We start from the raw sequence: 24,030 nt of genomic DNA on the forward strand, positions 1-24,030 counted from the left end.
GATGAGGAAAGCTTTTTCACTGATTGAACTGATATTAGTATTAGTAGTTATCTCCATATTATCTGTATTTGTTCTATCAAAATTTGATGATTCTTCTAAGTTTGCCAATAAAACTAAAATCAAATCAGAAATTGCACTTATAAGAAATGGGATATCAAAACTTATTAGTTCTAATACTTTGTTAAATAAAGATGAAAATATATATTTAGATGAAGAAAGTATTAATCAAGAAGGAAGTTTACTTTTTAAAAATATCATAGACTCTCCTTTGCTATCTACTAGTAAAGATAAAAAAGAGTTAGGAAAATGGATAAAGACCTCCTCAAATAGATATGTTATTTATATCTCAAATGATGAATATTTAGAATTTGTTTTAGAAAATAATAGTTTTGTATGTAAAAGTGATAAAGAGTTATGTGTGAGTTATGAATGAATTATTATGAAGTTGTTATATTAAAATCTCCCCAATCAGCACTAACTTACCAAAGTGAAGAAAACTTAGAAATTGGTTCTAAAGTTTTAGTTTCAATTAGAAATAGAAAAAACTTATGTGAAGCAGTTGTTATTAAAAGTGTTGATAAACCCTCATTTAAATGCAATGATATTGATGAAATTTCTACATATTTTTATAATGATAAGATGATAGAAATTTCAAGTTTTATTTCACAATATTATGTATGCTCTTTGGGTGAAGCATTAAGTATATTTACTCCTTATAACAAAGAGCTAGAATATATAAATGACGAAGTAAAATATGATTCAAATATACAACTATCTGAAGAACAACAAAAAGCTTTTAGTTTTTGTGAAGAGAAAAAACAAGCTTTACTTTTTGCAAACACAGGTAGTGGAAAAACAGAAATATATATAAAAACCATGGAAAAAATTTTAAACTCCGGTTCAAATGCTGTACTTCTTATGCCTGAGATTTCATTAACACCACAAATGCAAAACAGATTAGAAAAAGTTTTTGGACAAAGTGTTGCAATATGGCACTCAAAAGTATCTAAAAAAAGAAAAACAGAGATATTAGAAGGTGTATATACAAACAAAATAAAACTAATAGCTGGAGCAAGGTCGGCTCTTTTTTTACCCTTTAAAGATTTGAAATTGATTGTTGTTGATGAAGAGCATGATGAATCATATAAAAGTGATAGTAAACCAAGATACAATGCAAAAGATTTATCTTTGTATATTGCTAAAAAATACGATATTAGACTTATTTTAGGAAGTGCAACTGCTTCTATCTCTTCTTTTCATAAAATTCCATATTATAGATTAAAACAAACATTTTATGAAACAAGGAAAAGAATTTTATTTGATGATTCCTCTTTAGAATTGTCTCCTAAAATTATAAATAAAATTGCTTCTACTTTAAACAATCAAAATCAAGTAATTGTATTTTTGCCAACAAGGGCAAATTTCAAATATCAAATTTGTACAGATTGTGGAAAATCAGTTGAGTGTCCTTTTTGTTCAGTTTCAATGAGTTTACATAAAAATGATTTGGCTTTAAAATGTCACTATTGTGGATATACTCAAAAAATACCTGAATCTTGCCCTTCATGTAATACAGGAACAATACACAATCTAAGAGTTGGAACTGCTGAAATTGAAGAAAGATTAAAAGAATTGTTCCCCGAAAAATCCATAAAAAGATTTGACAGGGATGAGATTAAAACAGATACAAAATTAAAAGCAGTGTTAAATGATTTTAACAACAATAAAATTGATATTTTAGTTGGAACACAAATGCTTTCAAAAGGGCATGATTATCATAATGTAAAACTAGCTGTAGTTTTAGGAATTGATTCAGTATTAAATATGAATTCCTATAAATCAAGGGAAAGAGCTTTATCATTACTTATTCAAATTGCAGGAAGAAGTGGAAGAAAAGGTGAGGGTGAAGTTATTGTTCAAACACAAAATCAAGATTTTTTTGAGTTTTATATGAATGAGTGTGATTATGAAGAGTTTCTAAGTGGTGAATTGGAGTTTAGAGAAGATTTATACCCTCCATTTTTTAAAATGGCAAAAGTATTATTTGCCCACTCAAATGGTTTAAAAGTTAAAGATGAGATGGATAGATATATAAGAATCTTGAAAAAAATCGAAAATATTGAAGTTGTGGGATCAGGACAAAGTGCAATATTTAAATTAGCAAATAAATACAGATATGAGATTATATTACGCTCTTCAAATATAAAAGCATTGTTAACTGCTTTACATAGTATTGATTCTCCTATGGCAACTATTGATATGGATACTAACTTTTAGTTTAGAAGCTTTTATGACAAATTTGAGTATAATCACCCTCAAAATTTTATAAGGAAAAGTTATGGCATTTACGAAAGATGATTTTAAAAATAAAATTGAAGAGATTCAATCTCAACCTTGGTACAAAGAGCCAATTGGTTTTGGTATCGCAAGAGTTGATAGAGGACAATTAAATAAAGATAAAATTCTACAAGCTACTTATCCTGTAGTAAACTGGAAAGAAAACTATGGTTCTGCTGCTGTTTTCTTAAATGCATTAAAAGAATCTGGAGTTGAAGTTGATACTTCAAAATCAGAATTTGTATGTAGTGTTAGTGACGCTTTTTTAACTTCTTGTATAGAAGTTTTCAGACCATATATCCCCGAAGCAAAAGGTCAAGAACATAAAAATGTTCAAGTTATTTCAAAATTAGCTTCTTTACCACTTGATTCTGGTTTTTCTGCTGATGATTATAAAGTTGTATTTATTTTTGCTGATGAAGCAGTTGAGTCTGTAGAAACTGCATATTTAAAACTATATGCACTTTCAACTGGAAAAGCAGCTCTTAGATCATTAAACTTAAATGGTATCTTTGGAACACTTCACAATTGTGCATGGGTTGGTAATGAACCAATTGAATTAGACTGGTTAAGAGAAAATGAAATCACATTAAAACTAACTGGTAAATATCCAGAAGTTACAATGGTAGATAAATTCCCAAGATTCTTATCTCATGTAATTCCAGCAGATAATACAAGAATCTTAGAAACTAGTAAAGTTAGATTTGGTGCTCAATTAGCAGCTGGAACAACTGTTATGCCTGGTGCTGCATATATTAACTTTAATGCTGGTACTGAAGGTTCTGTTATGGTTGAGGGAAGAATTTCTTCTTCTGCTGTAGTTGGAGCTGGTTCTGATGTTGGTGGTGGAGCTTCAATTCTTGGAGTACTTTCTGGAACTGATGGTGTACCTGTTTCAATTGGTGAAAACACATTACTTGGTGCTAACTCTTGTACTGGTACTGCTATTGGTGATGGATGTATCTTAGATGCAGGTGTAACAATCTTACCAGGAACTAAAATTACATTATCTGAAAAAGCTGTTGCTGCAATCCAAGAGATTAATCCAGATAAAGAGATTAAAACACTTATGAGAGGTATGGATTTCTTAGGTGTAAATGGAGTACATTTTAGAGTTAACTCTGTAACAGGTCAAACTATTGCTATGAGAAGTACTAGAGAAGTTAAACTTAACGCTGACCTTCACTAATATATAAATATAAAAGGCTTTTGCCTTTTATATTTTTTTTAATTTGTATAGATTAAAATAAATCTACACTAGATACTTGTTCCTCTTTAAATCTAATTACTTTATCTCTTCCACTATTTTTAGCTTCATAAAGTGCAATATCAGCATTTTTAATTACTGTGTCAAGTTTTGTAGAATCTTGAGGATACATAGATAAACCAATACTAACAGTCTTTTTAAGTTTATTACCTGCATAAACATCAATCTCATTTTCTCTAACTCTTTGAGCTATTTTTTGAGCAACATTTAAAGCATCTTCTTCAGATTTGATATTTACAAGTAGAACAATAAACTCTTCTCCCCCATATCTTACAACAATATCAGATTCTCTAACAGTATCTTCTAATATATGTGCTAACTCTTTTAATACAGTATCTCCTATATCATGACCATACTCATCATTTACAGCTTTAAAGTGGTCCATATCAAGCATGAGAATACCAATATTTCCATTTTCTCTTTTTATTTGTGGTAATAGTTTTTTAGAGTGCTCTTCTAGGAATTTTCTATTATAAAGACCAGTTAATCCATCTTTAAATGCTGATTCTTTTAATGCTGCCATAAGAAGTTTAACTTCAATTACAGGGGCAGTTTCTGTTAAATAACTTTTTATAAATGTAACTTTTTCTTTTAGCTTCTCTAATTTTTCTTTAGTGTCACAAGTAATATGAATAATTAGGTAGTGACTTTTTGAAATATCAATATTTATACAATAATAAAATTTTTCAGTATTGGTATAATATTGACAACTATTGTGAAAATCAATAGAAACTACATCATGTTTTGTTCTAGCACATCTACATAATTCAGGGGAACTAGTCATAGTTTTTTCACAATAAAATGAATCACCATATTCAATAACTTTTCTCATTTTATGTTTGGCTACATCTATTTCTACAAAAGTAAAGTTTTCTAAGTCAAATCTATTTATCATAACTTGCTTTAGTCTACAGTAAATCTCATCTAAAGTGCTGTCAAATTCAATTTGTTTTTTGTATTCAAAAAGATTTGATAAGTTATCTATTATCTCTTTAGATTCTGTTAAAGGATTTCTTTGTAAGTTTGAAGTTTTAAATCCAGTATAAACTTGTAGTTTTTTATCAATATCACTTGTAGTATCTTTAAAAACTTCTAATAAATTATTATAATCATTTGTAATATGTATAATATCATTTGATAACTCTTTTGGGGCATCAATTTTATCAAAAATACCTTGAGTTGCATTTGATATATTTATTTTAAATAACTCATACAGTCTAAAATAAGGCATAATATATTTTTTATTATAAATTAAAAAGAATATAATTGTAAGTAGAATAAATACTGAAACTATATAAATAGATTCAATTCCTATCTCTTTTATTGTACTTATATCCAAAACTAAGGATACAGCACCTAAAGTTGTTCCTTGTTTTACATTATGGCATTGTAAACAGTCGATACCTTTTTCTGCTATTGCGTTATATGGTATAGTAACCCTAACACTTGTATGAGTAACAGATTCATCAAGTTCATAATACATTACACCACTATTTAAAACTTTTTTATCAATATCATCTTTAGGTAAATCTCTTATATGACCAAATTGTTCATTTACATGATCACTTCTTGATATCCAAAGTTTGTTAACATTTTTCATGTTTGAAATTGATTGGATGAAAGTTCCAACTTGATTCATATTACCATTAACCATATGTGAAGTTAATCCACTTTTTACAGCTTCTGAAATAGAAACGGCATTATGAATTGCTGATTTAATACCTGCACTTCTTAAGTTATATAAACTTAATGCGGTAATTGAGATAGATAATGCAATTACCATTAAAACAGAATTTAAGATTATATTTCGACTCATATTTTTGCATACCCTTTAAGGTAGATATTTTATAATAATTTTTCTTAATAGCTTATTTTTAAGTTATTTTTATATTCTAAACAAGTCTTTTGGGTTTACATGTTTTTCATTTTTTGTAGCTTGAAAAGTAAGGGTATCATTTACTCTACCAACAACATAACCTTTTTTTATCCAACGACCAACTTTTAAAGAAGGTGATATTTGATCTAAATGAGAGTAGATTGTATGTAGTCCATCTTTATGTTGAATAATAACTACATTTTCTAACATTCCTGCATCTTTTTTTGCATATACAATTTTACCATTGAAGATTGATTTTACTTTTGCTTGAGGTTTTTTTGTTTTTAATACAATTGATTCATTAAAAAGTTCAATTTTATATACTGGATCAAAATATGTCCCAAACTTTTTAACAACTTCAAAAGAGTCTAAAGGTGCAATTGTTTTTCTTCCTCTATATTTTGTCATTTTTATACCAGCAGTTGAAGAACCAATCATTCTAACATCAATATCAATATCATTTGCATATTTGCTATTTCTAGCTTCTTCATCTAAAGTATAATCTTTTTTCGAAGATTTTTTACTTGCTTTCTTTTTTTGTTTAGCAAGTCTTCTTGCTTTTGCAATTCTAGCTTTTCTCTCTTTTTCCAACTCTTCTTTTTTCAAAATATTAAGTTTTCCTAAAAGATCTTTTAGTGATTCTTGTTTTTGTATAGTCTTTTTTAATTCAGATTGGTATTCTTTATGTTTTCTTTCTAAACTTACAAGAGATTTTGAATATTTCTTTTTTAATATGTTTAGTTCATCTTTTTTCTTTTTTCTATCTTTTATATAAGATGAGATCTTTTCAATACGCTTTTGATTCTCTTTTTTATTTTGTGTAATAAGTTCATAACTGTTATTTAGTTTTAATATCTCATCTTTTGAATTTTGTGAAAGTATTGAATATATTTCAGAATCAACTAACTCTTTAAGATCACTTTCACCTGCAAGTTTAAGTGCAATAGAAGAGGAAAAATCATCTATAATAACTTTTATAATCTGTTTTTCATTATCTTCTCTTTTTTTCACTAAAGATTTTGAATCTTCTTGTAGATTATCTAAAGATTTTTTTGCCTCTTCAAGTTGTGATTGATGTTTTTTAATATCATCATTTACAACATCAATAACTTTTTCTAATTTACTTAATTCTTGGTTTTGATTAGAGATTTGTTTTGCTAAGATTTTAACTTGAATATCTGCTTTTTGCTGTTCACTTTTATTTTTTTCTAGGATTTGCTTGTTTTTCTGAATTTTTTTATCAATAGTTTTAGTAGAAGCATCTAGAAAAGAGATAATAAAAATAAAAATAAGTAAAAATCTAGTCATGTTTAATTTTATATTTTAAAAGTACACCAATTATAGTTAATATAGAAATACCAAACGATAGAACGAAAATTTTTAATAATGAATCTTCTATTGTAAGTGTAACTAATACAATATTTTCTAAATCATCAGGTAATATAATCCCAATATTCCCAACTAAATATATAAATATAGCTGAAACAGTAAAAAATGATATTAGTGAACTAAATATAGCATATTTCAGTATAGTTGCAGAACTATATAAAATAGAGGCACCATGTAACTTTAGAATTGTGATTTTTTCATGATGTTCATAAAACCAAATCCTTATTTGTTTTGAAATCATAATAATTGCAAATATAGTAATGATAGAAAAAAGTATCATACTTATTTGGCTAAGTAAAAGTAGTAGTAGATAGATACTGTTGTGGTTTTTAGAAAATATTTCTACTTTTCTAATATTTTTATTTTCATAAAGTTCATTTTTAATACTATCTAATTCACTGGTTGTTGGAAAAACTTCAAGTTTTATTTTGTAAAAGTGTGGAAGTTTTCTTTTTAATAGATCAACTGAAGTACTAGATAAACTTGAACTAATATTTTTTATGATTTTATCGTTTTGAAGTGTAATAATCTTATCAACTTTTATATTAGCTAATTCACTAATATTTTCTTTTATCAAAGGTGTATTTGTAATAATTACAATTGAATAATCATCAGCAATAGTTTTTTTATAGTTATTAAGAATATTTGTTGCAAAAATATAAATAATAAAAGAGATTAACATTGCTGTTAATGGTATGATAAAAGCAAAAGTGTTTTTAAGAAACTTCATAAATAATACCATCTTCTATAGAGAGTTGTCTAAATCTAATACCAAAGTTTTTAGGAACTCTGTGGGTTACAACAACAACAGTGATACCTAATTGTTCATTTGCACCTTTTAAAAGATTCCATACAACTTCAGCAGAATAATCATCAAGGTTACCAGTTGGTTCATCTGCAATTATGATTTTTGGATTGTGTGCAAGAGCACGTGCAACGGCAACTCTTTGTTGCTCCCCACCACTTAGTTCATTTGGATAATAACCTTGTCTATGGGCTAATTTTACGTGAGTTAAAAGTTTTATTGCTTGCTCTTTTGATACATCACTTGAATAACCATTGATTTTAAGTGGAATCATAATATTTTCTTCAATAGTCCACTCTTTTATAAGTTTATAATCTTGGAAAATAATTCCAATATCTTTTCTTAGTCGTCTAAGGGGTTTTCCTTTTATTCCAAAAACCTCTTGTCCTGCAATATTTAAACTACCGTGTTTTAAAGGAATCTCTCCATAAAATGATTTTAAAAGTGTAGATTTTCCACTACCACTTGTTCCGCCAATAAATATAAACTCTCTTTCTTTTACTGAAAAATTACCTTTTTTTATAATGTATTTATTCTCATCATAAGAGAGGTATATATTTTTAGCTTCAATCATCTTGTAATATCTCTTTTAGTTTATTATGAGCTTTTATATTTGCACTTGTAGGAAGTGGTGTATCTTGAAAATATTTAGCTTTTTTCTCATCTATTAAAATATATTTGTTTAAAGGTCTGTCAAAACTTCCATAAGTAACTTGAATAAGTCCAGAATCATCTTTATCTTCTATTACAAAAATATCTTCAATATGGATAAAATAATCCTCTTCAACTATAGCTTTAGTACAAATATTCTTTATAATCTTTGAAAACTCAATCTCTTTATCAAAACTAAAATCGTATTCAAGGTTTATATCTTCATCTTCTTGGGCACAATAAAGTGTTACATCATAGATATGTTTTCCTTGTTTTTTCCATCTATCTTCATATTTACTTGAAACTTGTAAATCTTTGTTTATATCAATCTCTATTTTACCTTTAGGAAGGTTAGTTAAAAGCTCAGTACAATAATCAAAATATTTTCTACTATCTGTTCTTAACTCTAAAGTTCCACCAACTTTTAATACTCTTAAAGCTTCATTTATAAAAGCATTTGAGTATATTCTTCTATGTGGTTTTTTGTCCCATGGTACAGGGAAATGTACAAAAATTCTTCCAACTTTATTTGAATTTATAAACTCCATAAAAAGTCTTGCATCATAGTTTACAACTAAAACATTTTCTATATTTTGTATAGTTAATTGTTTTAATAATTGTTCAATAGATGGTGTATGAATCTCTAAACCAATAAATTGAATATGTGGATTCTCTTTTGCTTGATGTAGAAGATGTCTTCCACTACCAAACCCAATCTCTATTTGAATCTCTTTTTCTGTTTGAAAATCATTTACAAAAAAATCTATATCTTTTAAATTCTCTTGATCAGGCTTAACTTTTTGATTAAAGTTTTGAGTATTACTAAAAAGTATGTTTGCATCAATTGCTTCAACATAAGAATTTATAGCATCTTTAACAATTTGTACAGGGGTAACTCTTGTGACTTTGTCTGCTTTTAAAAGTAGATTTTCATCTTTTGATTTAAGAGTTAAAAAAAACTCTTTATTGTTGTTTGTAACAGCTATTTTGTATTCTGGCTTTCTTGTCTTTTGTGTAAAGTTATAAGACTTTGCAACAAAATCAAAAGAAATATCTTTGAATTTTGTAGGCGTTACTAATTCTTTATTGTATTTATCAAAAACTATGTGCGGCATATATTAATTTTTCTCTTGTAATTTTGGTAATACTAATTCTGTGTTACTTGTTATTTCTGAAACAATTCCATTTTCATCAACAGCTTGAACTGCATAACTATACTCCACACCTCTTGCTATATCAGCATCTTCAAATCTTAGAGCTTTTATATTTTCTATTTTAGTAGTTTTTTGTTTGAAAAAAGTCTCTTTAACTGTTTTGTATACTGTATATGATACTGCTCTATTATCCCCTGGTTGCCAGTTTAAAATAGCTTTTTGACCTTGGATTTGTGCTAGAGTCATAATTGGTTTTTTTAATTTTACTAATGTTGAACCCATCACAGCATTTACATGTTCGCTACTTTCTAAACCATCTTTATCAACTGCTCTAATTTTGTAAAAATAAACTTTTCCATCTTCATTTATAAAATCATCATAATTAAAAGTACTTGCATTTAATACTTGTATTTTATCAAAACCACTTGTAGCACTTGTACTTCTATATACATTGTATTTAACCACATCAGAAGATTTTGAAGCTTCCCACGAAATAGAAATTTTTCTTGGTAAATCTCTAGTTGCTGATACTTTTAATACACTTTCAGGTAGAGGTTTTGTTTGAGCTTGAACAATTTGGCTAGGCATTGCTTCTAATTTATCATAAGTTAAAGCTGTGATTTTGTATTGATAGATTATATTATCATCTAAATCCATATCAATATACTCAGCTTGTAATCTTCCATCAATAGTGGTAAGTACTTCCCATTCACTAGTTTCAGGAGAACTTCTTTCTATTTTATATCCATTTACTCTTTCGTTTGAGTGTGGTCTCCATATTATTTTTATTTGTCTTGGAAGATTTGAAATTGCTTGGACAAAAGATACACCTTCCATTAAAGGTAGTGTAGAAACTACATAATCATTTGTTGTTTTAGATTCAACTTCACCATCTGTCGCTGCTGAAATTTTGTAAACATATTTTGTGTTTGGTTGTAAATCTTCATCAACATAGTGTGTAGTATATCTATTTTCAATTGTATCAATGTGTTTTAATTTTGTTCCATCTTCTTGCATATTTGCTCTGTAGAAATGATAACCTACAACTCTAGGATCATCAACTTTTCTCCACTCAAAAGCAATAGAGTTTATATCTGCAATTGATCTTACTGAACTTGAATCTACAACTTCTAAAGTTTCATCAATCTTTGGTTTTTGAGGTTCATTTAATTTATCTTTATAACTACAACCACTAACTAATAAAATCAAAGTTGCTAATGATGTTAGTTTCATCAATTTTGTCATTAATCTTCTCCATATCAAAATTATTTATTAGGTATTGATGCATATCATCACTAAGCTTAGCTTTGAAGCTCATTTTTTCATTTGTAATTGGGTGAATTAAGTATAAAATATATGCATGCAAATAAAATCTATTTATTTTATTTAATTCGCCCTTAAAACCATATAAATTATCCCCTAATATATGCCTATTTATCGAACTTAGATGAACTCTGATTTGATGAGTTCTTCCTGTAAAAAGTTTGCAGGCAATTAACTCACTTTTTTGATTATTTGAGGTTTCAATTTTGGCAAAGGCTGATTTTGCATTTTTCCCATTTTCAACTATTGCCATTTTTAATCTATTATTTGGATTTCTTGCAATTGGTTTTTCTATTATTATATTATCTTTAAGGGGTAAATCAAGTATCGCAAGATAATATCTTCCCATACTTTTATCTTCAAGTTGTTTAGAAAGATTTACATGGGCTTCATTTGTTTTTGCAACAACCATCACTCCACTAGTTCCCTTATCTAATCTATGAACAATTCCATGTCTCTCTTCTCCACTAATTGTTGATAAAGAGATATTTTTAAGTTTAAGCCAATCAACTAAGGTTGCATCTTTTACACTTGGTGCATCATGAACTGTCAAATTATATGGTTTGTTTACAACTAATATATAGTCATCTTCATAAATAATTTCAATATTTTTATCTTTTAATGATTCTTTTATAAACTCTTCATCTTTTACATCTTCAAAAACTGCTTCTGGAAAATTTACTTCAACTTCTTGATTTGGTTTCAATTTTATACCTGGTTTTGCTATAATTTTGCCATCAACTTTAACAAAATCTTTTTTTATAAGTTGTTCAATTTGGTTTCTTGAAGCATCAATATGTAAAGTTAAAAATTTATCTAATCTATTTGCTTCTAAAACAATAAAATTTTTATACATTTTTGGGTACTCTTTCATATGCGTTTATTTGATAAAAGAATTATATCTCATTTTGATTATTTACTTATTATATTTATACTACCTTTGGTATTACTTTCATATAATTTAATTAGTGAAACAAATACTACCCTTGCAAATAAACAATTAATATATTTCTCAATATCACTTATAGCATTTATTGTTGTTTTTATTTTACCTATTAGAAGAAATATAAGAATAATACCTCTTTTGTATTGGATTGGTATTTTTTTACTTTTAGCTGTTGAGTTTTGGGGAGTAACCAAACTTGGGGCAAAAAGATGGCTAAGTCTTCCTTTAATGGGGATGACAATCCAACCAAGTGAATTATTTAAACCTGTATTTATACTTATGTTAGGACACTTAATCCAAAATAGACAACCTGAAAAAGGTGGATACAACTTCAAAGATTTTGTATATTTTTCTTTTTTCATTCTTTTGCCATTTTTTCTTATAGCTAAAGAGCCAGATTTAGGTACAGCATTAGTACTACTATTAGTTGGTTATGGAATTTTGTTTATTATTGGCGTAAATTGGAAAATTTGGGCAGGGATATTTTTAGTTATAGGTCTTGCTTCACCTTTGATTTATACCTATATGATAAAAGATTATCAGAAAAAAAGGATTAAAGACTTTTTATCAGAGAAACCAAGTTATCAAGTACAACAATCAATTATAGCAATAGGAAATGGGGGATTGTTAGGTAAAGAAGCAGAAGATGCTACACAATCTCAGTTAAAGTTTTTACCTATTGCTACAAGTGATTTTATATTTGCTTATTTTGTAGAAAGATATGGGTTTTTAGGAGCCTTTGGTTTAATTGTAATATATGCTTTACTTATTTTGCACTTATTATCCTTGAATTATTATTTTCAAGATGATTTTGTAATACGTAGCTTTGCCTCCGGATTAGGTCTTTTGATTTTTCTAAATATGAGTGTAAATATTTTAATGGTGATTGGTTATGCACCTGTTGTAGGCTTGCCTTTACCGATGTTTTCTTATGGTGGAAGTTCTTTTATAAATTTTATTGTACTATTCGCTATTTTAGAAAATCTATTAGCCTTTAGGTTTATGGATATGTATAGTTTTGAGAGGAGATTATAATGGAAGCTCAATTAGCTTGTTTTATTGGTTTTGAGGATAGTTTTGAAGAGTCAAAAGCTGTTCTTTTTGGAGCACCTTTTGATGGAACAACATCATTTAAGCCAGGAGCTAGATTTGCACCAAGTGCTATGAGAGAAGATTCTTGGGGATTAGAAAGTTATAGCCCATATCTTGATAAGGATTTAGAAGATATAAAACTGTTTGATTATGGTAATTTAGAACTTCCTTTTGGAGATAAGAAAAATGCCCTTAGAATGATTCAAGAAAAAACTCAAGAGATAATTGATGCAGGAAAAATCCCAATTATGATAGGTGGAGAACATTTAGTTTCATTAGCTCCTGTAAAAGCACTAAGTAAAAAGTATAAAGATTTAAATATCATTCACTTTGATGCACATACAGATTTAAGAGAAGATTATTTAGGTGAAGCACTAAGCCATGCTACAGTAATCAGAAGAATCTACGACCAAGTGGGCGATGGAAATGTAAATCAGTTTTGTATAAGAAGTGGATTAAAAGAGGAGTTTGAATGGGCAAAAAAGCATACTCACTTAGAAAAGTTTACATACAACACTTTAGAATCATGTGTTAGAAGAATAAAAGACAAACCAGTATATATCACAATAGATTTAGATGTATTCGACCCAGCAGTATTCCCAGGAACAGGAACACCAGAACCAGGTGGAATAAACTTTCACCATATGATGGAGATAATCTCTATACTAAGTAGACTTGAAAATGTAGTAGGGATGGATGTAGTTGAGCTAAGTCCCAAATATGATGCAAGTGGGGTTTCTACAGCTGTTGCTTGTAAGACTTTAAGGGAACTTGTTTTAGCTACTGTTAAATAGTGGTGGGGTAACATTTAAAATGACCCAATAAATTGCCTGTAGGGTAATTTATTGGCTCTACTGACTTGTTATAAGAATTATTGTCCAATGCTTTTTTCTATTCTACTTAATATTCTATCTCTTTTTCTTTCCCAAGTTGACATGCTTACAGTACTTTTTAGCGAAAATACCTTTTCTATTTTTTCTTTAAAAAGATTTAGTTTAAGAGGTTCATTGATTTTAAAGCCTTGAGATAGAGGTATTACACCTTTAACATCTGCATAATCTAGTGGAGGAACTAAAACAGGTATGTGCTCTTTTGCTAATACCCAAGTAGCACCCATTTCACAAAGGCATACAGGGCTTTCGTAGAAACTTTTAGACAAAATAAAAATTACAAGAGAGTCAGATGACAACTCATCTTTTATAGAGTCAAGGAAATTCTCACCTAGTTCAATTCCATAGCCTTCAAATGATGTACAAAATATTTGATGAGAGTCAAGTCCAATAGATTCTAATATTTCAATCATCTCTTCAACAATATCGGAATCTTTAGAAGCATGGCTAATAAAGACTTTCGTTATTGGTTTTTCAATACTTTCTTCAACTAACTCCAATGCTTCTGTCTCCTGTTCTTCAATTTCTTCAATATACTGTTCAATTGATGATTTCAATATACTAAAATCTTCACGAAAACAACGAAGATGCTCTAAAGTGTAGTCAGAATCTACGAAATGTACCATTGCAGGATAAAAGAAGTTTAAGTCATTAAAATGTCTAAATTCTGCTGATTCTTTTCCAAAAACTTTAATAAAAGTTCTCTCAACTAAATTTCTCCATGTTTTAAAATTTGTATCATCGCAATTTTCAACAGTTACATTTGATGATCTCTCAAGTAATTTATTTAATAGTCTTATTTTTTCACTAGATGACAGCATTTTTGATAATTACTCCTAACTTATAACTATTTATTAGTACTATATATATAAATAATATATAAAATATTTATTATCATAACATTTTTAATGTAAAAATAATAAACTAATTGAGGTATTAAATAGCTTAAATACTATTAATTATAAAATAATTAGTAATAATAAAAAATATATTATTTTAAAAACTATTTTCAAAATATTTGAGCTTAATTAAACTTTTAACAACTTTCTTTTATGAAAAAGAAAGTAGCAAAGAAATCACCCTACAAAGTTTTGAAGGCGAAGCTTCCCTCGCTTTTTATTTATCACTTTTGAGTGAGTAAAAACTTGCTAAAACGTGACATCTAATCACGTTTCTTTACGCTTCAAACAGTTTACTCACGTGTTTTCAAAAGAGATAAATAAACGCTCGGCTTCAAAAATGCAGGGAGATTGGATAAGGACATTTGATTTGTTTAGTACCATTTAATTTAAATTGGTGTGGCATTAAATCTACGTAAAAAGTTTGCGGCTCTTTCCAGTCCAGACTTTGTTGAAGCCGGAAGGTTTTTAATTATTTTCGGAAAAGCCTGAGAATGTCTGAGAGAAAAAGGTGACTAAATGTCACGTTTTTATCGAGTTTCGCAAGGCAGAAAATAATTACAAACCTGTAGGGAACTTTAGCTTCAACAACACGTCTGGTTGCTTTTTGCCATACTTTTTTCAACAAAAAAGTATGAAAGCGTACTCACCACGTGAGTACAAGAGACCAAGAGGAGTGTCCAACTCCTCATTAACAATATATAATCTATCTTTTATATCCTAAGAATGTTTTTCTATTATAGCCTTTACTTCTTCTAAAAGCTCAACCGAAGCCTCTATCTCAGCTTTTCTAATAGCAACACTCTCAATATTACACCCAACAGGAATACCTCTTTTTAATCCAAAAGTATATAACTCCTCAAAAATCTTTTTAGAGATTAAAATAGAATCATGTAAAATATCCCCTGATTCTTTTAAATCCTCTTCTAAATAGTTTGGAATACTAATCCCTAACCATTTCATGAAATCTAGAGTTTTTTTACTTCCACAAGGAGTTAGTGTAAAGATTATTGGTACCATTGGAAGGTTGTTTTCTTTTACATATTTAACATAATCAGTTAAAAATACTTTTGATGCTTCTACATCATATACACATTGAGTAATAAAAAACTCACAAGAGTTTTCTATTTTTGATGCAACTCTTAAGTGTTCATCCTCTTTTTTCTTGTGTCTTTCAGGAATAGCAATTCCACCTAAACATAAGTTGTTGTTTACTTCTCTTTTTAATCTATATGCTTCTTTTAAAGTTAAAGGATTTTTTTGTTCGTGTGAAGCAGCTCCAACAAATACTGAATGTACTTGTCCATCTTGTTTTGTAAAATCAAGCCAATTTGTAAATGTTTCAGTATTATAGTTACCTACAGCTCTATATACAATTCTTGGTGTTTTTAATTCTTGTAAATATTTATGTGAATACTCGCAAGGATCTAATGTTTTAATAAAAGGAAAAGGTCTCTCTTCATCTGTTCTATCTGATTCATCTTGGATATCATAAAGTACTAAACCATCCACATCTAGTTTTGAGATTCTATCAATATGTTTTTTTGCAATCTCTTTAATCTCATCTTCTGTATGGTTAACTTTTGGTGGTGTAATACCGTATAAAACTATACCTTTTTCTTTATTTCTAATTTTGTCTGTTAACATTCAATATCCTAATAGTATTTATAAAATTTTGTTATTTTACTTATTTTATAGTTAAAATTATGTAAAATCAGTATGTTTTGTAAGTGATAAAAAACCTTATTTTAGTTGTTTCTTTAGGTCTTGGATAATCTTTATAGGCAAACTCAATAGTTTCTAAAATAGATTTATCATAAAAAGAGTATTCCCCCGGTTTAATTATTTTTAATCCGCTAATATCACCATTTGGATGCAATGAAAACTCCACTATATTATAATCATTTTTTTTCAACTTTAGTGCAATAGAGGGAAACCTATAATATTTTCTAGTGATTGATACAATATCATTTAGATTGTTTTGTATAAAAACTTTTTGCACATTTGTTAGTTTTTCATACTCTTTTCCATATGTTTTGATATAACTTTTTGTCATAGCATCAAGCATATCCACATCAACAGGAACAGGATCTTTTAGTAAAAAGTTTTCAAGATTTTTATTTGGAATAGTTTTTCTTTTTTCTTGTGGTTTTATGGCAACTTTTTTTTCTGCTTTAAATTTTTTTACAATCTTTTTAGGAGTAGAAGAGGGGATTTTTTTTGCTTTTTTTACAACCTCTTTTTTCTTTTGTGGAACTATTTTATTTCTTTCTACAACCTTATAGTTTTTAGGTTTAGGTATAGGTTTTATCTCTTGTTTTGGTTCAGGCTTTGGAGTAGCTATTTTTTTAGGCATTAGTTTTACATATCTTACAGAAGATACCTTTTCTACTTTTTCCTCTTTTTTCTTTTTAGGTTCCTCTTTTTTTAAATCAATTGGAAGAAAAATAAGTAAGTGTAAAATTATTGATAAAATAAAAGCATATATAATTGGTTTCATAACGGAATTATAGTAGAATATTGCTTTTAAAAAATAAAGAGAAATTTTTTATTATCCATATTTATATATGGCAGTTTAATATATAGGACGTAATAATGTTTGAAAACTCAATCAAAGCTTATGAAGATGCAAAAAAAGTTATCCCTGGTGGAGTAGATTCTCCTGTTAGAGCATTTAAATCAGTTGGCGGAACACCACCATTTATTGATAAAGGTGAGGGTGCTTATTTAGTTGATGTTGATGGAAATAGATATTTAGACTTTGTTCAAAGTTGGGGACCACTTATTTTTGGTCATTGTGATAGTGATATTGAAAATGCAGTATTGCAGACAGTTAAAAAAGGTTTATCATTTGGTGCACCAAGTGTTTTAGAAACTGAACTTGCTGCTGAGATTGTTGATATGTATGATAACATTGAAAAAGTTAGATTCGTAAATTCTGGTACGGAAGCAACTATGTCAGCTATTAGATTAGCTCGTGGTGTAACTGGTAAAAACAATATATTAAAATTTGAAGGGTGTTATCATGGGCACTCTGATTCATTATTAGTGCAAGCTGGTTCTGGTCTTGCTACACTTGGAACACCAAGCTCTCCTGGAGTTCCTGCAGACTTTACAAAATATACACTTGTTTGTGAGTTTAACAATATTGAAAATCTAAAAAAATGTTTTGAAGATTCAGATGACATTGCTTGTATCATAATTGAGCCAATTGCAGGAAATATGGGATTAGTTCCAGCAAGTGAAGAGTTTTTAGCCGAGTGTAGAAGACTTTGTGATGAAAATGGAACTTTATTAATCCTTGATGAAGTTATGTCAGGATTTAGAGCATCTTTAACTGGAGCTCATGGAGTAATCAATGTAAAAGCTGACATTATCACTTTTGGTAAAGTTATTGGTGCAGGTATGCCTGTTGGTGCTTTTGCTTCTACAAGTGATATTATGGAACAACTTTCACCAAATGGTGCTATTTATCAAGCAGGAACATTAAGTGGAAATCCAGTTGCAATGGCAGCAGGTCTAACAAGTCTTAGAAAACTAAAAGCAAATCCAGAAATTTACGTGGAGTTAGAAAGAAAATCTAAAAAATTAGTAAATGGATTAAAAGAGGTTGCTACTAAAAATGGTGTTGCTCTTCAAGTTGATACTAGAGGAAGTATGTTTGGTTTCTTCTTTGCTGATAAGATGCCAACTAACTTTAGTGAAGTAAGTAACTTTTGTAACTTTGATAGATTTGGAAAATTTCACAGTGAGATGATTAAAAAAGGTTTCTATTTTGCTTGTTCTCAATATGAAGTAGGGTTTATGTCTACAGTTATTACAGATGAAGAGATTGATGCTTGCATAAATGCAGCAGATGAAATTATGAAAAATTTCTAAGGAGAAATTATGAGTTTTATTGAAAAAAATGTTGATTTATTAAAAAAAGCAAATATCTATTTTGATGGTAGAGTTACAAGTAGAAACTATACAGATAGTGATGGTGTGATTAAATCACTTGGTATTATGTTACCAGGTGAATACACTTTTAATACAAAAGCTCCTGAAAAGATGGAAATTCTTTCTGGTAAAGTTGAAGTTTTATTAGCAGGTATGGAGAGTAACTGGGAAACTTATGAGGGCGGAGATCTATTTGAAGTTCCAGCTAATTCAAGTTTTGAAATAAAAGTTGATGATATAACTGATTATTGTTGTACATATTTATAATATAGGAAAAATATGGAAAATAAAGAAGAGAAACAAGTTCCTAAGCATAGAGGTAAATTACAAGCATTAGATAATTTATCTTTAGGTATATCTCTTGTTGCGGCTGTAGCAATTGGTTTTGGTATAGGTTATGGTTTAAAAGAACTAACTGGTTATGAGTGGACTTTATGGCTTGGTATATTTTGGGGTATAGCTGCTGCTGTACTAAATATATATAAAGCATATAAAAGAGCTATGAAAGAGTATGAAGGTTTAGAAAATGACCCAAGATACTCTTACAGAGCAAAACATGGTGACAAATCTTTCGACGACGAAGATGAATAATATTTTTAGATTTGCAAAGGTCTTTATACTTGTTGACCTTTGCTTTATAGTATATTGTCTTGTTTTCCAAAATTCCTTATGGCTTCTAAATACACAAATAGCCTTTTTAGGTTCACTTTTTGTTACACTGGCTTCTTTTCTTTCATATAAAAGAAATGTAAGTAACAGATTATCAAACTTTGATTATTCAAAAGAGATAAAAGGTGAAGATAGAGATAAAGTTGATGAGATAGATGATCCTTTTGATTTATATAGTGAATATGAAGAGATTCCCGAAGAGGAATTGACTCCTGAAAAAATCAAAGAGATAATCAAAGAGGAAAAAACAAAAGTAAAAAAGAATTCTCTAAAAAATACTGTTTTTTCAGCTGGTGGTTTTGTATCTATTTATAGAATCTTGGGATATGGGGCTTTAGTATTTGGATTTTTTGCGTTAAATAACAATAAGTTACTTTTACCAATCCCATTTTTAATAGGACTGGCAATAGTACCGATTTCAGTTTTAGTATCTAAACTTACTTTAAAATCAGAGGAAGATCAATAGTTATTTTATCTTCATCTTTTGTTACTATAAAAGAAGCATTTTCATCTTTATAGTCAAATTTTGAGATATTACATTTAGTGCTAGATAAAACTTCTACACTAATAATAGAGTGTTTTTCTCCCTCTATTCTAATATATTCACCAATTTTCAATATAACTGATGTTGTAAGCATTTCTGAACTATCAAATGCATCATAAATAAGATTAAGTGCTTTGATAAACTCACTAGCATTTATTTTAAATTCTGGAATTGAAGGGTCATAGTTTTTTATAAACCTTGCCTGAGATTTAATCTTTTTACTAGATATTGCTAAATCAACTAGCGTAAATATATTTGTAATATTTGTATTTTTTGTACTTAATTGAGAATCTTTTTTAACCATTGCACTTTTATAAAGTTTCATATGGATTTCATCTTCATCATTATATTTAACAGTAATAGCATAAAAAGAATAGTTTTTTATAGATAAATCAATGTAAGTACTTTCTACACCATAAGTTTTAGGTGCATACTTTAGCGCTAAATCAAAAAGCTCTTTTTGCTTAATTCTACTAAGCAAAAATTGAGCTTCATGATTTGAGTAAGTTAATTTCCCTGCTGAGGAAAAAGATATTATAGGGTTGAGATCTAACTCAACCCATTCTTCGTAAAAGTTCATATTAGCTCTCTACGTAATTTTTAAGGTTTTTACCAACTTTTGGATGTTTTAATTTTTTAATTGCACTTGATTCGATTTGTCTAACTCTTTCTCTTGTTACAGAAAGCTCTTTACCAATCTCTTCTAGTGTTCTATCAGATGCATCATCCATAAGACCAAATCTCATTCTAACAACTGCTTGTTCTCTCTCATTTAACTGAGCTAAGATTTGATCTATTTGACCTTGTAAATCCTCTTTCATGATATTATCAACTGGAGTTGGTGCCTTTTCATCAGGTACAAAGTCTCCAAATTTACCATCATCATCTGAACCAATAGGTGCCTCAAGAGATACAGGTTCTTTAGTGATTTTAATTACCTGTTTTACTTTATCAACAGGTAATGCAACCTCTTTTGCAATCTCTTCTACATCTGGCTCTTTACCGTTTTCTTGAATACCTTTTCTAATGATTTTATTAATTCTATTAATAGTTTCAATCATATGAATTGGAATTCTAATAGTTCTTGCTTGGTCAGCAATCGCTCTTGATATTGCTTGTCTAATCCACCATGTTGCATAAGTAGAGAATTTATAACCTTTTTTATACTCAAACTTGTCAACAGCTTTCATAAGACCAATATTACCCTCTTGGATAAGGTCTAAGAATGGTAAACCTCTATTTGTATATCTTTTTGCAATAGATACAACAAGTCTAAGGTTTGATTTAGCCATTCTAGTTTTAGCTTTATCTGTAATTCTTTTACCACGTTTGATTTGCTCAAGAACATCCATTAGTTCTTCAGGTTCTAAGTCAAAGCCACCTTTAGATGCTTCAGCTGTTTGGAAAAGTTTTTTAATCTCCATATAAGTTGAAACCATAGTTGCTTCTGGAACCATAGCAGTAATTTGTGCTTTAGAAAGATTTACAATATTATCTAAAATCTTTTGGTGGTTTTTAAGAAGAATATCATTAAAAAGTGGAAGTTTATATTCTAACTTTTTAAGTTCAGTTTCGAAACCTGATTCAGATTTAAGTGCAGTTTCCATAGCTCTTACTATTTCACTAATAAGTTTAGAAGTTGGACCTAAATCTAATAAAGCCTCTTTTAATACTCTTTTTTTGAAAGCTACTGCAAGGTTAAATTGCATTTGATCAACATCACTATCAGATTTTGGTTCCTCTTTCGCTTGAAATTTTAACCAATCTTTTTTTGCTTTTTCCAAGATTTTAAAAGCAGCAATAATTGTTTCTGCTCTTTTGTCTAGTTTTTTTGTAGCTTTTTTTGAAGAATCATCATCTTCTGATTCAACGTCATCATTTTCATCTGAATCGTCATCATCATTGTCATTATCATCATCTGAATCTTCATCATCAAAGTTTCTGAAAAGCTCTTTAACTTTTCTTTCTCTGTTTACTAAAGGTTCTTTGTATTCTAAAATAAAATCAATAAGATATGGAACATAACAGATAGCATCTAAAATTACGTCCTCTCCCATTTCTATTTTTTTAGAGATTTCAATCTCTTCCTCTTTTGTTAGAAGTGGGATTTGTCCCATCTCTCTTAGATACATTCTAACAGGAGAGTCCGATCTAGACCATTCAAGAAGCTCTTTACTTTTTAATAAGTCAAAAACATCTTCGTCGTTTTCTTTTAATTTGTTTCTTAAATCTTCTTTTTTCTTCGCCTCTTCAGCATTCATTCTTTTTGCTTGTTCTTGCGAGCTAATTAAAGTTACATTATATAATTGAACAAGAGCTATAAGTTTTTTTATATTTGCTGATGAAGGAGCTTTTGGAAAGATTTTGATAAGTTTTTCATAAGTAAGAATCGAATCTTTGTATTCTTTTACAATAGTTTCAATATCTTTATTTAAATCTTTTGTACTCATAAATGGGTGTTCCTCATATGTTGAAAGATAAGTCAGATATTATACCGAAATTTTTTAAAAATCACTTTAAGAGATTCTCTTTAATCTATAATTTTTAAAATTTTAGGTAAAATGCAGAGTTTTAGAAAATGAAATTAAAAAAAAAGTACTAAACTTAAGGAAATATAATATGAGTAAGATTACTGGAAAAGTTTGGAATTTTGGAGCAAATATTGATACTGATGTTATCATTGCTGCAAGATATTTAAATAGTTCAGATCCAGAACATTTAGCAAAATATGTAATGGAGGATGTAGATCCTGATTTCCCAAAGAAATTACAAAAAGGTGATATTATTGTTGCAGGTGAAAACTTTGGTTGTGGTTCAAGTAGAGAGCATGCACCAATCGCACTAAAAGCAGCAGGTGTTGCTGCTGTAGTTGCTCCATCATTTGCAAGAATTTTTTATAGAAATGCATTTAATATGGGGCTTCCAATTTTTGAATTACCTGAATCATTAGAGATTAAAGAGGGTGAAGAGATTTCAATTGATTTAGCTGAAGGAATTATTACAAATAATACTAAAAATAAAACATATAAATTTATTCCAATTCCTGAATTTATGCAAGAACTAATTCAAACTGGTGGATTAATCAATTATGCAAAAGCTGAAATGAAAAAGGAAAGTAAATAATGAAAAAATATGATATCTCAGTAATCAAAGGTGATGGTATTGGTCCAGAAATTGTTGATGAAGCTATAAAAGTTTTAGATGCGGTTTCATATTCTTGTGGATTTACTTTAGAATATAAAGAATATTTAATGGGTGGTATCGCTATTGATGTTACTGGAACTCCATTACCAGATGAGACTGTAAAAGGTGTATTAGATTCAGATGCTTGTCTTTTTGGTGCAATTGGTGGAGAAAAATGGGATACTCTTCCAAGAGATTTAAGACCAGAAACTGGACTTTTAAATTTTAGAGAAAAAATGGGTGTATTTGCAAACTTAAGACCAGCAATTATTTATGATGAGTTAGTAAATGCATCAACTCTTAAACCAGAAGTTATCGAGGGTGTTGATATTATGGTTGTAAGAGAACTTATTGGTGGAATCTATTTTGGTAAGCCAAGAGAAAATGATGGTTTCAAAGCTTTCAATACTATGGTATATACTAAACCTGAAATTGAAAGAATAGGTAAACAAGCATTTGAATTAGCTATGAAAAGAGATAAAAAAGTTTGTTCAGTTGATAAAGCAAATGTTCTAGAGGTTTCTCAATTATGGAGAGATACTATGGAAGAGGTAGCACGTGATTATCCTGAAGTTGAATTATCTCATATGTATGTTGACAATGCAGCTATGCAACTAGTTAGAAATCCAAAACAATTTGATGTTATTGTAACTGGAAATATTTTTGGAGATATTCTTTCTGATACAGCTTCAATGGTTGTTGGTTCTATTGGATTATTACCATCAGCTTCAACTGGTGAGAAAACAGCAATTTATGAGCCAATTCATGGTTCTGCTCCTGATATTGCAGGACAAGGAATCGCAAATCCAATTGCAACAATTGAAAGTGCTGGAATGATGTTAAGATACTCTTTAGGTGAATCAGAAGCAGCAGATAAAATTGATGCAGCTATTAAAAAAGCACTAAAAGATGGATATAGAACAAAAGATTTAGCAGCATATGATGCTAAAGAGGTTGTATCAACAGCAGAAATGGGTGATATAATCGCAAACAATATTACACTTGTATAATTATAGTTTAGGACTTTTGTCCTAAACTTCCCTCACTTTTAAAATTTTCAAATTAT

Annotated in this window: 23 protein-coding genes; 11 read left to right on the forward strand and 12 right to left on the reverse strand. The window is 28.8% G+C overall.

Annotation, left to right across the window (positions count from 1 at the left end):
* The first annotated feature begins 1 nt into the window (after position 1).
* The 3 genes from ACKU3H_RS09525 (at position 2) to ACKU3H_RS09535 (ending at position 3,526) form a co-directional block, all read left to right on the forward strand.
* On the forward strand, positions 2 to 433 hold the full coding sequence (locus ACKU3H_RS09525; RefSeq protein ID WP_320033617.1) for a type II secretion system protein: 432 nt from the start codon (positions 2 to 4) through the stop codon (positions 431 to 433).
* The gene (locus ACKU3H_RS09530) at positions 430 to 2,277 is read left to right on the forward strand and encodes a primosomal protein N' (RefSeq protein ID WP_320033618.1); all 1,848 of its coding nucleotides are present in this window, start codon (positions 430 to 432) and stop codon (positions 2,275 to 2,277) included. Before ACKU3H_RS09525 ends, ACKU3H_RS09530 begins: the two co-directional genes overlap by 4 nt.
* Before the next feature lie 61 nt (positions 2,278 to 2,338).
* Positions 2,339 to 3,526: a tetrahydrodipicolinate N-succinyltransferase N-terminal domain-containing protein gene (locus tag ACKU3H_RS09535; protein WP_320033619.1), complete on the forward strand. Its 1,188-nt coding sequence runs from the start codon at positions 2,339 to 2,341 to the stop codon at positions 3,524 to 3,526.
* Positions 3,527 to 3,578: 52 nt separating this feature from the next.
* On the opposite strand, the gene ACKU3H_RS09540 is transcribed toward ACKU3H_RS09535, so the two are convergent.
* The 7 genes from ACKU3H_RS09540 to ACKU3H_RS09570 form a co-directional block, all read right to left on the reverse strand.
* Positions 3,579 to 5,420, reverse strand: coding sequence for a GGDEF domain-containing protein (locus tag ACKU3H_RS09540; protein WP_320033620.1), 1,842 nt, complete (start codon positions 5,418 to 5,420; stop codon positions 3,579 to 3,581).
* Between the two features lie 69 nt (positions 5,421 to 5,489).
* On the reverse strand, positions 5,490 to 6,788 hold the full coding sequence (locus ACKU3H_RS09545) for a peptidoglycan DD-metalloendopeptidase family protein (RefSeq protein ID WP_320033621.1): 1,299 nt from the start codon (positions 6,786 to 6,788) through the stop codon (positions 5,490 to 5,492).
* Positions 6,781 to 7,599 (reverse strand): cell division protein FtsX, encoded by an 819-nt coding sequence (locus ACKU3H_RS09550; protein WP_320033622.1) that lies wholly within the window; start codon positions 7,597 to 7,599, stop codon positions 6,781 to 6,783. Before ACKU3H_RS09550 ends, ACKU3H_RS09545 begins: the two co-directional genes overlap by 8 nt.
* The gene (locus tag ACKU3H_RS09555) at positions 7,586 to 8,248 is read right to left on the reverse strand and encodes an ABC transporter ATP-binding protein (protein WP_320033623.1); all 663 of its coding nucleotides are present in this window, start codon (positions 8,246 to 8,248) and stop codon (positions 7,586 to 7,588) included. Before ACKU3H_RS09555 ends, ACKU3H_RS09550 begins: the two co-directional genes overlap by 14 nt.
* Positions 8,241 to 9,440, reverse strand: coding sequence for a tRNA (guanosine(46)-N7)-methyltransferase TrmB (gene trmB / locus ACKU3H_RS09560; protein WP_320033624.1), 1,200 nt, complete (start codon positions 9,438 to 9,440; stop codon positions 8,241 to 8,243). Before trmB ends, ACKU3H_RS09555 begins: the two co-directional genes overlap by 8 nt.
* 3 nt (positions 9,441 to 9,443) lie before the next feature.
* Positions 9,444 to 10,724 carry a hypothetical protein gene (locus ACKU3H_RS09565; protein WP_320033625.1) on the reverse strand — a complete coding sequence of 427 codons (1,281 nt, stop codon included), beginning with the start codon at positions 10,722 to 10,724 and terminating at the stop codon, positions 9,444 to 9,446.
* Positions 10,672 to 11,658, reverse strand: coding sequence for an RluA family pseudouridine synthase (locus ACKU3H_RS09570; RefSeq protein WP_320033626.1), 987 nt, complete (start codon positions 11,656 to 11,658; stop codon positions 10,672 to 10,674). Before ACKU3H_RS09570 ends, ACKU3H_RS09565 begins: the two co-directional genes overlap by 53 nt.
* Positions 11,659 to 11,676: 18 nt before the next feature.
* On the opposite strand from ACKU3H_RS09570, the gene ACKU3H_RS09575 reads away from it, so the two are divergent.
* Both ACKU3H_RS09575 and speB read left to right on the forward strand, forming a co-directional pair.
* Complete coding sequence (locus ACKU3H_RS09575) at positions 11,677 to 12,783, forward strand: FtsW/RodA/SpoVE family cell cycle protein (protein WP_320033627.1); 1,107 nt, start codon at positions 11,677 to 11,679, stop codon at positions 12,781 to 12,783.
* Positions 12,783 to 13,634, forward strand: coding sequence for an agmatinase (gene speB, locus ACKU3H_RS09580; RefSeq protein ID WP_320033628.1), 852 nt, complete (start codon positions 12,783 to 12,785; stop codon positions 13,632 to 13,634). The genes ACKU3H_RS09575 and speB overlap by 1 nt, the downstream gene beginning before the upstream one ends.
* A 77-nt stretch (positions 13,635 to 13,711) precedes the next feature.
* On the opposite strand, the gene ACKU3H_RS09585 is transcribed toward speB, so the two are convergent.
* The 3 genes from ACKU3H_RS09585 to ACKU3H_RS09595 all read right to left on the reverse strand — a co-directional run bounded on the left by ACKU3H_RS09585 (position 13,712) and on the right by ACKU3H_RS09595 (position 17,129).
* Positions 13,712 to 14,551, reverse strand: coding sequence for a toll/interleukin-1 receptor domain-containing protein (locus tag ACKU3H_RS09585; RefSeq protein WP_320033629.1), 840 nt, complete (start codon positions 14,549 to 14,551; stop codon positions 13,712 to 13,714).
* Positions 14,552 to 15,349: 798 nt separating this feature from the next.
* Positions 15,350 to 16,276: a methylenetetrahydrofolate reductase gene (locus ACKU3H_RS09590; protein ID WP_320033630.1), complete on the reverse strand. Its 927-nt coding sequence runs from the start codon at positions 16,274 to 16,276 to the stop codon at positions 15,350 to 15,352.
* A 67-nt stretch (positions 16,277 to 16,343) separates the two neighbouring features.
* A complete protein-coding gene (locus ACKU3H_RS09595; RefSeq protein WP_320033631.1) occupies positions 16,344 to 17,129 on the reverse strand; it encodes a TonB family protein in 786 nt (261 codons plus the stop codon).
* A gap of 95 nt (positions 17,130 to 17,224) precedes the next feature.
* Between ACKU3H_RS09595 and hemL the strand changes: the two genes are divergently transcribed.
* Genes hemL through ACKU3H_RS09615 form a run of 4 tightly spaced genes read left to right on the forward strand, consistent with a single transcriptional unit; the run spans position 17,225 to position 19,703 of the window.
* The gene (gene hemL / locus ACKU3H_RS09600; protein WP_320033632.1) at positions 17,225 to 18,508 is read left to right on the forward strand and encodes a glutamate-1-semialdehyde 2,1-aminomutase; all 1,284 of its coding nucleotides are present in this window, start codon (positions 17,225 to 17,227) and stop codon (positions 18,506 to 18,508) included.
* Positions 18,509 to 18,517: 9 nt separating this feature from the next.
* A complete protein-coding gene (locus ACKU3H_RS09605; protein ID WP_320033633.1) occupies positions 18,518 to 18,835 on the forward strand; it encodes a pyrimidine/purine nucleoside phosphorylase in 318 nt (105 codons plus the stop codon).
* A gap of 12 nt (positions 18,836 to 18,847) precedes the next feature.
* A complete protein-coding gene (locus ACKU3H_RS09610) occupies positions 18,848 to 19,159 on the forward strand; it encodes an AtpZ/AtpI family protein (RefSeq protein WP_320033634.1) in 312 nt (103 codons plus the stop codon).
* The gene (locus ACKU3H_RS09615) at positions 19,095 to 19,703 is read left to right on the forward strand and encodes a hypothetical protein (protein ID WP_320033635.1); all 609 of its coding nucleotides are present in this window, start codon (positions 19,095 to 19,097) and stop codon (positions 19,701 to 19,703) included. Before ACKU3H_RS09610 ends, ACKU3H_RS09615 begins: the two co-directional genes overlap by 65 nt.
* On the opposite strand, the gene ACKU3H_RS09620 is transcribed toward ACKU3H_RS09615, so the two are convergent.
* Positions 19,675 to 20,361, reverse strand: coding sequence for a hypothetical protein (locus ACKU3H_RS09620; RefSeq protein WP_320033636.1), 687 nt, complete (start codon positions 20,359 to 20,361; stop codon positions 19,675 to 19,677). The genes ACKU3H_RS09615 and ACKU3H_RS09620 overlap by 29 nt on opposite strands.
* 1 nt (position 20,362) lies before the next feature.
* On the reverse strand, positions 20,363 to 22,231 hold the full coding sequence (rpoD, locus tag ACKU3H_RS09625) for an RNA polymerase sigma factor RpoD (RefSeq protein ID WP_320033637.1): 1,869 nt from the start codon (positions 22,229 to 22,231) through the stop codon (positions 20,363 to 20,365).
* Positions 22,232 to 22,400: 169 nt separating this feature from the next.
* Here rpoD and ACKU3H_RS09630 point away from each other — a divergent pair, with 169 nt between their 5' ends.
* A complete protein-coding gene (locus ACKU3H_RS09630; protein WP_320033638.1) occupies positions 22,401 to 22,904 on the forward strand; it encodes a 3-isopropylmalate dehydratase small subunit in 504 nt (167 codons plus the stop codon).
* Positions 22,904 to 23,974 (forward strand): 3-isopropylmalate dehydrogenase, encoded by a 1,071-nt coding sequence (leuB, locus tag ACKU3H_RS09635; protein WP_320033639.1) that lies wholly within the window; start codon positions 22,904 to 22,906, stop codon positions 23,972 to 23,974. The genes ACKU3H_RS09630 and leuB overlap by 1 nt, the downstream gene beginning before the upstream one ends.
* Positions 23,975 to 24,030 lie beyond the last annotated feature (56 nt).

Origin of the sequence: Halarcobacter sp. (assembly GCF_963675975.1) — a bacterium.
GTDB lineage: Bacteria > Campylobacterota > Campylobacteria > Campylobacterales > Arcobacteraceae > Halarcobacter.

Bases quoted from the DNA above. Each gene is read 5' to 3' on its own strand.
- ACKU3H_RS09530 (WP_320033618.1), top strand. From the start codon at position 430: ATGAATTATTATGAAGTTGTTATATTAAAATCTCCCCAATCAGCACTA.
- trmB (WP_320033624.1), bottom strand. From the start codon at position 9,440: ATGCCGCACATAGTTTTTGATAAATACAATAAAGAATTAGTAACGCCT.
- ACKU3H_RS09550 (WP_320033622.1), bottom strand. From the start codon at position 7,599: ATGAAGTTTCTTAAAAACACTTTTGCTTTTATCATACCATTAACAGCA.
- ACKU3H_RS09545 (WP_320033621.1), bottom strand. From the start codon at position 6,788: ATGACTAGATTTTTACTTATTTTTATTTTTATTATCTCTTTTCTAGAT.
- ACKU3H_RS09630 (WP_320033638.1), top strand. From the start codon at position 22,401: ATGAGTAAGATTACTGGAAAAGTTTGGAATTTTGGAGCAAATATTGAT.
- ACKU3H_RS09585 (WP_320033629.1), bottom strand. From the start codon at position 14,551: ATGCTGTCATCTAGTGAAAAAATAAGACTATTAAATAAATTACTTGAG.
- ACKU3H_RS09525 (WP_320033617.1), top strand. From the start codon at position 2: ATGAGGAAAGCTTTTTCACTGATTGAACTGATATTAGTATTAGTAGTT.
- hemL (WP_320033632.1), top strand. From the start codon at position 17,225: ATGTTTGAAAACTCAATCAAAGCTTATGAAGATGCAAAAAAAGTTATC.
- ACKU3H_RS09595 (WP_320033631.1), bottom strand. From the start codon at position 17,129: ATGAAACCAATTATATATGCTTTTATTTTATCAATAATTTTACACTTA.
- ACKU3H_RS09555 (WP_320033623.1), bottom strand. From the start codon at position 8,248: ATGATTGAAGCTAAAAATATATACCTCTCTTATGATGAGAATAAATAC.
- rpoD (WP_320033637.1), bottom strand. From the start codon at position 22,231: ATGAGTACAAAAGATTTAAATAAAGATATTGAAACTATTGTAAAAGAA.
- ACKU3H_RS09620 (WP_320033636.1), bottom strand. From the start codon at position 20,361: ATGAACTTTTACGAAGAATGGGTTGAGTTAGATCTCAACCCTATAATA.
- ACKU3H_RS09615 (WP_320033635.1), top strand. From the start codon at position 19,095: ATGACCCAAGATACTCTTACAGAGCAAAACATGGTGACAAATCTTTCG.
- ACKU3H_RS09535 (WP_320033619.1), top strand. From the start codon at position 2,339: ATGGCATTTACGAAAGATGATTTTAAAAATAAAATTGAAGAGATTCAA.
- ACKU3H_RS09590 (WP_320033630.1), bottom strand. From the start codon at position 16,276: ATGTTAACAGACAAAATTAGAAATAAAGAAAAAGGTATAGTTTTATAC.
- ACKU3H_RS09610 (WP_320033634.1), top strand. From the start codon at position 18,848: ATGGAAAATAAAGAAGAGAAACAAGTTCCTAAGCATAGAGGTAAATTA.
- leuB (WP_320033639.1), top strand. From the start codon at position 22,904: ATGAAAAAATATGATATCTCAGTAATCAAAGGTGATGGTATTGGTCCA.
- ACKU3H_RS09575 (WP_320033627.1), top strand. From the start codon at position 11,677: ATGCGTTTATTTGATAAAAGAATTATATCTCATTTTGATTATTTACTT.
- ACKU3H_RS09605 (WP_320033633.1), top strand. From the start codon at position 18,518: ATGAGTTTTATTGAAAAAAATGTTGATTTATTAAAAAAAGCAAATATC.
- speB (WP_320033628.1), top strand. From the start codon at position 12,783: ATGGAAGCTCAATTAGCTTGTTTTATTGGTTTTGAGGATAGTTTTGAA.
- ACKU3H_RS09565 (WP_320033625.1), bottom strand. From the start codon at position 10,724: ATGACAAAATTGATGAAACTAACATCATTAGCAACTTTGATTTTATTA.
- ACKU3H_RS09540 (WP_320033620.1), bottom strand. From the start codon at position 5,420: ATGAGTCGAAATATAATCTTAAATTCTGTTTTAATGGTAATTGCATTA.
- ACKU3H_RS09570 (WP_320033626.1), bottom strand. From the start codon at position 11,658: ATGTATAAAAATTTTATTGTTTTAGAAGCAAATAGATTAGATAAATTT.